The sequence below is a fragment of the Cupriavidus sp. FW305-3-2-15-C-LB2 genome (assembly GCF_058787575.1).
The window spans coordinates 66,714-77,207 of sequence record NZ_JBYSZW010000038.1; the positions used below are offsets into that span (position 1 = coordinate 66,714).

Sequence of the window (10,494 nt, forward strand, 5' to 3'; positions counted from 1 at the left end):
GCGCAGCACAATGGGCCAGCCGCGGCGTGTTGACCGCGGTCCATCAGAACGGCCGCGAGACACGGCCCACCAACAAGACCCTATGCGGCAAGCAGGCGTTTCCTTGCCGGCCAGCGGGCACGTGCTGCGCATTATCTGGCCGTTCGTACCGGTGGTCGTTGCGCTGGCGTTGTTCAGCATCGCCAGCCTGGACCTGTTGTCGGCCGCGCGCGCCTTTGTCGCGGGCGAGAGCCAGTGGTCCAGGGGCCAGAAGAATGCCGTGCTGCACCTGCTGCGCTACGGCGAGGATCGCGATCCGGCGGATTTCGAGGCATACCTGGAGTCGATCGCGATCCCGCTGGGCGACCACCGCGCGCGCCTGGAGCTCGACCGCGACGAGCCTGACCTGGAGCGCATCCATGAAGGGCTGCTTGCCGGCGGCAACCACCCCGAAGACATTGCGCGGATGGTGCGGCTCTACCGGAATTTCCGCCATATCCAGGAGGTCGATGCCGCGATCCGCGTGTGGGCCGCGGGCGACATCGAGATCTCTGCGCTGCACGAACAGGCACTGACCCTGCGCCGGCTGACCAGCCAGCCCGGCTGCGGGGATGAGTGCGTGGCGCCGGTGCTGCGCAATATTGTGCAGATCGACGCCAGGCTGACGCCGCTGGAGCGGGCCTTTTCGGGCCATCTGGGCCAGGCCTCGCGCCGCGTGACGCGGCTGCTGACCACCGGCAGCGCGGTGATGGCGGCCGCGCTGCTGATGTCGGCGATCCTGCTGTCGGTGGCGCCGCTGCGGCGCGAGCGCCGGCTGCGCGAGGCGCTGGCGCAGCGCGAAGAGCAGCTGCAGCTGGCGGTGGAGGGCAGCAACGACGGCCTGTGGGACTGGCATCTCGGCCGCGGCGAGCTGTACTTCTCGCCGCGCTGCGCGCAGATGCTGGGCTACCAGGACGCCGAACTGCCGCATGCGCGCGAAACCGTGCTGGGCCTGCTGCATCCTTCCGAGCTGGCAGCCTTCGAGGCCAAGCTGGCCCACCACCTGCGCAGCGGCGAGCCCTACGACGCCGAATTCCGCCTGCGCAACCGCGCCGGCGATTACCTGTGGGTGCGCGCCCGCGGCCGGCTGGTGCGCGGGGCGGGGCGCCGGCGCGCGCGCATGGCGGGGTCGCTCACGGATATTTCCGACCACAAGCGCTACGAGACCCAGCTCTTTGCCGAGAAGGAGCGCGCCCAGGTCACGCTGCAGGCCATCGGCGACGCGGTGGTGACAGCCGATGTGTGGGGGCGCGTGGAATCGCTCAATCCCGCGGCCGAGGCCCTGACCGGCTGGCGCGAAGCCGACGCCCGCGGCCTGCCGCTGAGCAGCGTGTGCGTGCTGCGTGACGAGGAAAGCCTGGCGCCGCTGCCCGATATTGTCACGCTGGCGTTGCGGCAGCGCTGGCGCAGCCGGTCGGCGCAGCTGGTGCAGCGCGATGTGTCCGGGCTGCCCGGACAGGCGCTGGCGGTCAAGCCATCGGTGGCGCTGATCCGCGACCGTGCCGCGCAGGCCATCGGCGTGGTGGTGGTGCTGCACGATATCAGCCAGGAACGCGCCCATGCGGCGCGGCTCGCGTACGAGGCCAGCCACGATGCGCTGACCGGCCTGGTCAACCGCGCCGAGTTCGAGCGCCGGCTGGACGCGGCGATCACGCGGGCACGGGTGCAGGGCACTACCCATACGCTGATGTACCTGGACCTGGACCAGTTCAAGGTGGTCAACGACACTTGCGGCCATGCCGCCGGCGACGAACTGATCCGGCAGATGGCTGAGGTCATGCGCAGCCAGCTGCGCCTCAGCGACACGCTGGCCCGGCTGGGCGGCGACGAGTTCGGCGTGCTGCTGGAGCAATGCGGCCACGCCGACGGCGAACGCGTGGCCGAGGCCTTGCGCCACGCCATTGCCTGTTTCCGCTTTGCGCATCGCCAGCGCACCTTCACGCTGGGTGTCAGCATCGGCCTGGTGACGCTGGATCGCCAGACCGTCAACGTCGCCGAGGCGCTGAGCGCGGCCGACGCGGCCTGCTATGTGGCCAAGGAGGGCGGGCGCAACCGTGTGCAGGTCTACCATCCGCTGGACAGCGTGGTGCAGGCGCGCCACGGCGAGATGGAGTGGGTCAGCCGCGTGCATGCGGCGCTGGCGGCTGGCCGCTTCTGCCTGTACTCGCAGGAGATCGTGCCGGCGCACGATGGCGCACTGCCGCAGACGGGCCGTCATGTGGAACTGCTGCTGCGCATGGTCGATGAACGCGGCCGGCTGGTGCCGCCGATGGCCTTCGTGCCGGCCTGCGAGCGCTACAACCTGATGCCGATGATCGACCGCTGGGTGGTCGAGACCGCGTTTGGCACCCTGGCGGGACGGCAGGCGGAGATTGCCACCTGCGCGATCAACCTGTCAGGCTCGTCGCTGGCGGACCTCCAGTTTCCCGATTTCGTGCGCGAGCAGGCGCAGCGCTTCGGCATCGCGCTGGACGGCATCTGCTTCGAGATCACGGAAACCGCGGCGATCTCCAACCTGGCACAGGCCGGCGCGTTCATCCTGCAGTTGCAGCAGCTGGGCTGCAAGTTTGCGCTGGATGACTTCGGCGCGGGCATGTCGTCGTTCACCTATCTCAAGCACCTGCCGGCGGCCTACCTGAAGATCGACGGCAGCTTCGTGCGCGACATGCTGGCCGACCCGGTCAACCTGGTGATGGTGGAGGTGATCCAGCGCATCGGCCACGCCATGGGCAAGCAGACCATTGCGGAATTCGTTGAGGGCGAGGCCATGCTCGAACGGCTGCGCGAGCTGGGCGTGGACCTGGTGCAGGGCTACCACATTGCTTCGCCGGTGCCGTTTGCCCCGGCGGATCCCAAGGCCGGTGACCGGCCGGCGCTGGCGCTGGCGGGCTGAGCCGCCTGGCGCGGCGGCGGGTCAGGGAACGAGCGGATCGCGGAAGCCGGTATCGGCGCCGGGCGGGGTGCCGGCCGGCGCGGGCGTCGGCGCGGTTGCGGGTGGCACGGCCTGGTGCCTGGCCTCGCGCCAGGTGTTGTACACCCAGTAGGCGGCGCCGGCTGCCAGGCCGACCTTGGACAGCTTCCAGGTCCAGCGCAGCACCGGCGTGCGCTTGACCAGCGGCAGCGCCAGCGTCAATACGGTGCTCAGCAGCGGGTAGTCCTTGGTCATGCCGACCACTTTCATCCACGACCCCGGACGGGCGATGCGCGGCAGCCAATGGCCAATAGTGCCCAGGCGGTGCGCGCCACCCCGCACCTCATGCAGGGCCTGCAGGCAGTCGTAGCGTTCCAGCGCGGCGCGGGTCAGCAGCAGTTCCTTGCGCACCGCCAGCGGCAGGCGCACCTCTTGCGTGAACCGGGCCCGCCGCGGGTGATTGCGGCGGTCGTGTCCGGCAGCGCTGTGGTCGGGTTCCAGGGGGCTCATCGGCGCAGGATCTCCCGGTCTTTGTCGATTTCGGCGAGCGTGGCCTCCAGCATCGGCGGGGCGTTGCGCACCAGGTTGCGTGCGTACGCGAGGCAAATCGCGCACAGCACGAGATAAAGGACCGTCAGTGCGCCCAGTGCCTGCCAGCGGTAGGTGTCCCAGAACAGGATGGCGATCAGCCCGGTCAGGGTGACCAGCCCGATGCCAAAGAACACCAGGCCGAAGCAGGCCAGCAGCGCGACCTTCATCAGGCGCGTGCGTTCCTCGGCAAGCTCCACGCTGGCGAGTTCGAGGCGGGTCTGGATCATTGCCACCAGCGAGCCGGCCAGGTTGCGCACGGATTCGAGGAACTTGGGGGAAGGGGGAGATTCGCTCATGCGGCTCCGGCGTGAAAGAGCGGCGCGACGGCGAGGCCGTACGCGCCTTTCCAGCAGGCGGGGCCGGGTTTGGCGCCATGGCGTGCCGCCAGCCCCGGCCACTGGCAACCCGATGACCGGGTTGCCGCTCAGGCGCGGCACCAGCATGCCGCGCCGGGTTGGAATCGCTTACTTGCGGTTCAGCAGCAGACCGATCAGCAGGCCTACGCCGGCCGCCACGCCCACGGCGCGCCACGGGTGGTCATGCACGTAGTCGTCGGTGGCGCGTGCCGCGGCCTTGCTCTTGGTCACGACGGCGTCTTGCAGGTCCTGGGCCTTTTCCTTGGCTTGCTTGAGCAGGCCCATGCCACGCTCGCGCAGTTCGGCGGCCTTTTCCCCGGTGGTCGAGGCGGCTTGCTTCAGCAGTTCCTCGGCGTCGGACAGAACGGTCTTGACATCGCTCATCAGTTTCTCCTGTTTGCGGGCGGTTGGTTCGGTTTGTGCGGATTCTGACATTTTCTACGCTCCGAGGCTAACGGCATTTGTCGGTCTGATACTTAGCATATGTGGCGGGCGGCGGTGGTTTCAAGGCTACACGCCAGCAAGCGCGACTCTGCAGTGCCTGGTATCGCAAGCATGCCGGAAAGCACGCGTGATCAATGTCACAAAATGTCTTTATGACTTCGAGTGATTTTGTAGTGACTTTATATTCGTTTGGGTTGGATATCAATCCGGATACTCTGGTTCCACCCCGAAATCAGGAGAACAGAACATGGCTTTGCGTCTTGGCGATATCGCCCCGGACTTCGAGCAGGATTCGAGCGAAGGCCGCATCCGCTTCCATGCGTGGCTTGGCGACAGCTGGGGCGTGCTGTTCTCGCACCCGGCCGACTACACCCCGGTGTGCACCACCGAGCTGGGCCTGACCGCGAAGCTGAAGGATGAATTCGCACGCCGCGGCGTCAAGGCGATCGCGTTGTCGGTGGACAACGTGGACTCGCACCGCGGCTGGATCCAGGATATCAACGAGACTCAGTCGACCACGGTCAACTTCCCGATCCTGGCCGATGGCGACCGCAAGGTGTCGCAACTCTACGACATGATCCACCCGAACGCGAACGAGACCCTGACGGTGCGCTCGCTGTTCATCATCGACCCGAAGAAGAAGGTGCGGCTGATCATCACCTATCCGGCCAGCACCGGGCGCAATTTCAACGAGATCCTGCGCGTGATCGACTCGCTGCAGCTGACCGACAACCACAGCGTGGCCACGCCGGGCAACTGGCAGGACGGCGACGACGTGGTGATCGTGCCCTCGCTGAAGGACGAGGCGGTGATCCGCGAGAAATTCCCCAAGGGCTACCAGGCGGTGCGTCCGTACCTGCGCCTGACGCCCCAACCCAACAAATGAACGCGGCCCCGCGTGAAGGCGGGGCCGGCGTGCAGGACAGGTGTTTTATCGACGGGGGCAGCCTCGTCGTCTCCTTGGTAGTGTGCTTGGCCCGGCCTTACAGCCGGGCCTTTTTACTGCGGAGAGCCTGTGCGCAAGTCGCGGATGACGATCAGAAGAAGGCCTGCAGGCCGGTCTGGGCGCGGCCCAGGATCAGCGCGTGGATGTCGTGGGTGCCTTCATAGGTGTTGACCACCTCCAGGTTCACCACGTGGCGGATCACGCCGAACTCATCCGAGATGCCGTTGCCGCCCAGCATGTCGCGCGCCACGCGGGCGATGTCGAGCGACTTGCCGCACGAGTTGCGCTTCATGATCGAGGTGATTTCCACCGCGGCGGTGCCTTCGTCCTTCATGCGGCCCAGGCGCAGGCAGCCTTGCAGGCCGAGCGTGATCTCGGTCTGCATGTCGGCCAGCTTCTTCTGCACCAGCTGCGTGGCGGCCAGCGGGCGGCCGAACTGCTTGCGGTCCAGGGTGTACTGGCGCGCGGTGTGCCAGCAGAATTCGGCGGCGCCCAGCGCGCCCCAGGCGATGCCGTAGCGGGCCGAGTTCAGGCACGTGAACGGGCCCTTCAGGCCGCTCACGCCCGGCATGATGTTCTCTTCCGGCACGAACACCTGGTCCAGCACGATTTCGCCGGTGATCGAGGTGCGCAGGCCGACCTTGCCGTGGATGGCAGGTGCCGACAGGCCCTTCCAGCCCTTTTCGAGGATAAAGCCGCGGATCGCTTCCTTGCCGTCGTCGCCTTGCAGCTTGGCCCAGACCACGAACACGTCGGCGATCGGCGAGTTGGTGATCCACATCTTGGCGCCGGTCAGCTCATAGCCGCCGTCGACCTTCTTGGCGCGAGTGACCATCGAGCCCGGGTCGGAGCCGTGGTTCGGCTCGGTCAGGCCGAAGCAGCCGATCCATTCGCCGGTGGCCAGCTTGGGCAGGTACTTCTGCTTCTGCGCTTCGGTGCCGAATTCAAAGATCGGCACCATCACCAGCGACGACTGCACGCTCATCATCGAGCGGTAGCCCGAATCGACGCGCTCGACTTCACGCGCGATCAGGCCGTAGCTGACGTAGTTCAGGCCCGGGCCGCCGTATTGCTCCGGGATGGTGGGGCCGAGCAGGCCCAGTTCGCCCATCTCGCGGAAGATCTCCACGTCGGTCTTCTCGTTGCGGAACGACTGCAGCACGCGCGGCATCAGCTTGTCCTGGCAGTACGCCGCGGCGGCGTCGCGCACCATGCGCTCGTCGGCGGTCAGTTGCTGGTCCAGCAGCAGGGGGTCGGCCCAGTGGAATTCGGCGTTGGCAGCCATGCAGGTCTCCTTCGGTAGCGCGGGGGAAGCATCGGGGGCGGGGCGAATGGTCGCTTGCCGCACCGGCGCTTCCGGGAATCATGACGGGTTCGGTGATCTTCGCGGAGGGTTTTTGTGGTTCCGCATTGCGGAACTGTGTTCCGTTGAATTAGTATATCGCAATGGTTTTGCCGTGCAACAGGCAAAACCCCCCGACACCCATGCCTTTGTGCGATGAGCGGACAACCGCCGACCTGAGAGGAGCCGCCTTGACCAGTCCGCCACTTTCTCCCGATGCCACGCCGCCCGCGCCGGTGCGCGACAGCGATCCCAACTTCGTCACCGCGCTGGCGCGCGGGCTGGAGCTGATGCGCTGCTTCCGCACCGGCGAGGCAATGCTCGGCAACCAGGACTTCGTGCGCCGCACCGGCTTCCCCAAGGCCACGGTGAGCCGGCTGGCCGGCACGCTGGTGCAGCTCGGTTACCTGCGCTATGACGAAAGCCTGGGCAAGTACGCGCTGGATGCCGGCGTGCTGGCGCTGGGCTATGCCTACCTGTCGGCGTCGGACGTGGTGTCGCTGGCGCGGCCGCATATGTTGGCGTTCGCGCAGTCATACGGGGTCTCGGTCTCGCTGGGCAAGCGCGAGCGCATGGAAGTGATCTACCTGGAATCGATCCGCAACGATGCGGGCGTGATGCTGGGGCTGGGCGTGGGCTCGCGGCTGTCGCTGGTGTCCAGTTCGATGGGGCGGGCATACCTGGCCGCGCTGCCGGCGGCGCGGCGCGAGCGGGTCATGGCTGAGTTCAGCCAGGCTTTTCCGGAGCAGTGGAAGCAGCAGGAGACGGCCACGCGCGCGGCCCTGGCCGAGGCGCAGCAGCGCGGCTATGCGGCGTCGTTCCGCGACTGGCATCCGGCCATCCATGCGTGTGCGGTGGCGTTCCGGCCGGTGGGGGAGAAGGAGCTGCACATGCTGAGTTGCAGTGCCTCCTATGGGGCGGTGGATGAGTCGGTGTTCCACCAGACGCTGGCGCCGGCGTTGCGGGCGCTGGCGGCAAGGTTGTCGGACCCGGCGGGGTGACGGCCAGGTCCGACGCGCGCAGGCGTTACAGGTCCGTGCGCAGCTTCCACAGTTCCGGGAACAGCACCACGTCCAGCATCTTGCGCAGGTAGCTGACGCCCTCGGTGCCGCCGGTGCCGCGCTTGAAGCCGATCACGCGTTCGACCGTGGTCACATGGCGGAAGCGCCACTGGCGGAACGAATCCTCCAGGTCCACGAACTTCTCGCCGAGCTCGTACAGTTCCCAGTGCGCCGACGGATTGCGATAGATCTCCAGCCACGCCGCCTCGACCGAGGCGTTGTACGCAGTCGGCTGGGTCCAGTCGCGCTCCACGCAATCCGCATCGACCGCAAAACCACGCCGCGCCATCAGCCGGATCGCCTCGTCATAAAGCGACGGCGTCTTCAGCGCGGTCTCCACCAAGGCCAGGTGCTCCGGCCGGTGCGCATGCGGTTTCAGCATGGCCGCGTTCTTGTTGCCGAGAATGAACTCGATCTCGCGATACTGGAACGACTGGAAGCCCGACGACATCCCCAGGTAAGGCCGCATCGCGGAATACTCCGGCGGCGTCATCGTCGCCAGCACGTTCCACGCCTGCACCAGCTGGTCCATGATGCGCGACACCCGCGTCAGCATCTTGAACGCCGGCGGCAGGCTGTCGGCCTTGACCGACTCGCGCGCGGCGCGCAGCTCGTGCAGCATCAGCTTCATCCACAGCTCGGTGGTCTGGTGCTGCACGATAAACAGCATCTCGTTGTGGTCCGGCGACAGCGGATGCTGCGCGCTCAGGATCTGGTCCAGGCCGAGATAGTCGCCATAGCTCATGTCCTTGGCGAAGTCCATCTGCGCGCCGTGCCAGCCCTCGCCCTGTGCTTTCGTGCCTGCCTCGCTGGCAGCGCCGGAGAAGGGGCATCCCTTGAATTCACTCATGATGCGCTCCCGATCAGGTCACCTGGCCGCGCGTCTGGAAGCGCGCGTCGCGATAGGCGCCGCTGTCCAGCACGTCGCGCAGGATTTCCACAGCATCCCACACCTCGGCGAAGCTGGTGTACAGCGGCGTGAAGCCGAAGCGGGCGATGCGCGGCTCGCGGTAATCGCCGATCACGCCGCGCTCGATCAGGGCCTGCACCAGCGCATAGCCGTCCGGGTGCTCCAGGCTGACCTGGCTGCCGCGGCGCGCGTGCTCGCGCGGCGTGACCAGCGTCAGCGGGTGGTGGCCGCAGCGCGCCTCCACCAGTTCGATGAACAGGTCGGTCAGCAGCAGTGACTTGGCGCGCAGCACCTGCACATTGGTCTGGGCGAAGATGTCCAGGCCGCATTCGACCATCGCCAGCGAGGTCACAGGCTGCGTGCCGCACAGGAAGCGGCGCACGCCTTCCACCGGGCGATACTGCGGATCCATCGCGAACGGCGCGGCATGGCCCCACCAACCCGACAGCGGCTGCCAGAAGGCATCGCGCAGCGCCGGCGCGACCCACACGAAGGCGGGCGAACCCGGGCCGCCGTTCAGGTACTTGTAGGTGCAGCCGATGGCGTAGTCGGCCCCGGCCGCCTTCAGGTTGACCGGCACCGCGCCGGCGGAGTGGCACAGGTCCCACACCGTGAGCGCGCCGCGGGCGTGGGCGAGTTCGGTCAGCGAGGCCATGTCCAGCATCTCGCCGGTCTTGTAGTTGACGTGCGTGAGCATCAGCACGGCGGTGTCGGCGCCGACGGCGGCGTCGATCTCGGCCGGCGAATTGACCAGGCGCAGCGAATAGCCCTGCTGCAGCAGGTCGGCCAGGCCTTGCGCGATGTACAGGTCGGTGGGGAAGTTGCTGGCCTCCGACACGATCACCTTGCGCGCCGGGTCGCGCGTCTGCTGCACGCGCAGCGCCGCGGCCAGCACCTTGAACAGGTTGATCGAAGTGGTATCGGTCACCACCACCTCATCCTGGCCGGCGCCGACCAGCGGGGCCAGCTTGTTGCCCAGCCGCTGCGGCAGCTCGAACCAGCCGGCGGTGTTCCAGCTGCGGATCAGGCCCTCGCCCCATTCCTCGGCCACCACCTGGGCGGCGCGAGCGGCGGCGGCGCGCGGGCGCGCGCCCAGCGAGTTGCCGTCGAGGTAGATCACGCCCTCGGGCAGAGCGAACTGGTCGCGCAGCGGGCGCAGCGGGTCTTGCTGGTCGAGCCGGATACAGTGCTCGCGGTCAAATGTCGTCATGTCGTGGGATTGGCCAGGGGTTGTTCGGGAATGGTTCAGTCGAGGCTGCGCAGCACCGCGCGCACCGGGCTGGCGTCGAGCCCGGCAAAGCGCAGCGGCAGCGCGATCAGTTCGTAGTCGCCGGCATCGACCTCATCCAGCACGATGCCTTCCAGGATGGCGAGCCCGTGCCTGCGCACGGCGTTGTGCGCGTCCATGGTCTTGGATTCCTGCGGGTCCAGCGACGGTGTGTCGATGCCCACCAGCTGCACGCCGTGCGCGGCCAGCAGCGCGATGGTCTCGGCCGCGACTGCGCAGAAGTGCGGGTCCCACTGCGCCAGCGGCGCCTGCCGGTAGGTGCGCAGCAGCACGCGCGGCGGCAGGCCGGCCAGCGCGTGTTCGATATGGCGCGGCTCGACCACCGGCGAGGCGCCGATGCAATGGATCACGCGGCAGGTGCCGAGGTAGGGCGTGAGCGGCACGGCGCCGATCGGCGCGCCGTCGGCGGCGTAGTGCAGCGGTGCATCGGCATGCGCGCCAGTGTGCGGCGACAGCGTGATGCGGCCGACATTCACCGGGCAGTGCTCGTCCATCTGCCAGGCCGGCTGCTGCTGGAACGGCGTGTCGCCGGGCCAGACCGGGGTGGCGGGGGAGAGCGGCGGGCTGATGTCCCACAGCCGGCGCGGGTCTTGATTGGGGGCGGTCATAAGGGTGCGCGGCGCCCTT

10 protein-coding genes are annotated in these 10,494 nt (G+C 67.8%); 3 read left to right on the plus strand and 7 right to left on the minus strand.

Going from position 1 to position 10,494, the window contains the following annotated elements; translation table 11 throughout:
- The first annotated feature begins 10 nt into the window (after positions 1 to 10).
- On the plus strand, positions 11 to 2,911 hold the full coding sequence (locus tag AC3WRR_RS24440) for an EAL domain-containing protein (RefSeq protein WP_492298351.1): 2,901 nt from the start codon (positions 11 to 13) through the stop codon (positions 2,909 to 2,911).
- Positions 2,912 to 2,932: 21 nt separating this feature from the next.
- Here the strand turns inward: AC3WRR_RS24440 and AC3WRR_RS24445 are convergent, their stop codons facing one another.
- The 3 genes from AC3WRR_RS24445 to AC3WRR_RS24455 all read right to left on the minus strand — a co-directional run bounded on the left by AC3WRR_RS24445 (position 2,933) and on the right by AC3WRR_RS24455 (position 4,311).
- Positions 2,933 to 3,439, minus strand: a complete 507-nt coding sequence (locus AC3WRR_RS24445) for a DUF3318 domain-containing protein (protein ID WP_011615846.1) — start codon at positions 3,437 to 3,439, stop codon at positions 2,933 to 2,935.
- A complete protein-coding gene (locus AC3WRR_RS24450; RefSeq protein WP_010813730.1) occupies positions 3,436 to 3,816 on the minus strand; it encodes a phage holin family protein in 381 nt (126 codons plus the stop codon). The genes AC3WRR_RS24445 and AC3WRR_RS24450 overlap by 4 nt, the downstream gene beginning before the upstream one ends.
- Positions 3,817 to 3,984: 168 nt before the next feature.
- Positions 3,985 to 4,311 carry an ElaB/YgaM/YqjD family protein gene (locus AC3WRR_RS24455; protein WP_010813729.1) on the minus strand — a complete coding sequence of 109 codons (327 nt, stop codon included), beginning with the start codon at positions 4,309 to 4,311 and terminating at the stop codon, positions 3,985 to 3,987.
- Positions 4,312 to 4,567: 256 nt separating this feature from the next.
- Between AC3WRR_RS24455 and AC3WRR_RS24460 the strand changes: the two genes are divergently transcribed.
- Positions 4,568 to 5,206 carry a peroxiredoxin gene (locus AC3WRR_RS24460; protein ID WP_010813728.1) on the plus strand — a complete coding sequence of 213 codons (639 nt, stop codon included), beginning with the start codon at positions 4,568 to 4,570 and terminating at the stop codon, positions 5,204 to 5,206.
- 151 nt (positions 5,207 to 5,357) lie between these two features.
- Here the strand turns inward: AC3WRR_RS24460 and AC3WRR_RS24465 are convergent, their stop codons facing one another.
- Complete coding sequence (locus tag AC3WRR_RS24465) at positions 5,358 to 6,551, minus strand: acyl-CoA dehydrogenase (RefSeq protein ID WP_010813727.1); 1,194 nt, start codon at positions 6,549 to 6,551, stop codon at positions 5,358 to 5,360.
- A 248-nt stretch (positions 6,552 to 6,799) separates the two neighbouring features.
- Here AC3WRR_RS24465 and AC3WRR_RS24470 point away from each other — a divergent pair, with 248 nt between their 5' ends.
- Positions 6,800 to 7,609 carry an IclR family transcriptional regulator gene (locus AC3WRR_RS24470; protein WP_010813726.1) on the plus strand — a complete coding sequence of 270 codons (810 nt, stop codon included), beginning with the start codon at positions 6,800 to 6,802 and terminating at the stop codon, positions 7,607 to 7,609.
- Positions 7,610 to 7,634: 25 nt separating this feature from the next.
- On the opposite strand, the gene kynA is transcribed toward AC3WRR_RS24470, so the two are convergent.
- Genes kynA through kynB form a run of 3 tightly spaced genes read right to left on the minus strand, consistent with a single transcriptional unit; the run spans position 7,635 to position 10,475 of the window.
- Positions 7,635 to 8,519: a tryptophan 2,3-dioxygenase gene (gene kynA, locus AC3WRR_RS24475; RefSeq protein WP_439670859.1), complete on the minus strand. Its 885-nt coding sequence runs from the start codon at positions 8,517 to 8,519 to the stop codon at positions 7,635 to 7,637.
- 13 nt (positions 8,520 to 8,532) lie between these two features.
- A complete protein-coding gene (gene kynU, locus AC3WRR_RS24480; RefSeq protein WP_492298354.1) occupies positions 8,533 to 9,789 on the minus strand; it encodes a kynureninase in 1,257 nt (418 codons plus the stop codon).
- Positions 9,790 to 9,824: 35 nt separating this feature from the next.
- Positions 9,825 to 10,475, minus strand: a complete 651-nt coding sequence (kynB, locus tag AC3WRR_RS24485) for an arylformamidase (RefSeq protein ID WP_010813723.1) — start codon at positions 10,473 to 10,475, stop codon at positions 9,825 to 9,827.
- Between the last annotated feature and the right edge of the window lie 19 nt (positions 10,476 to 10,494).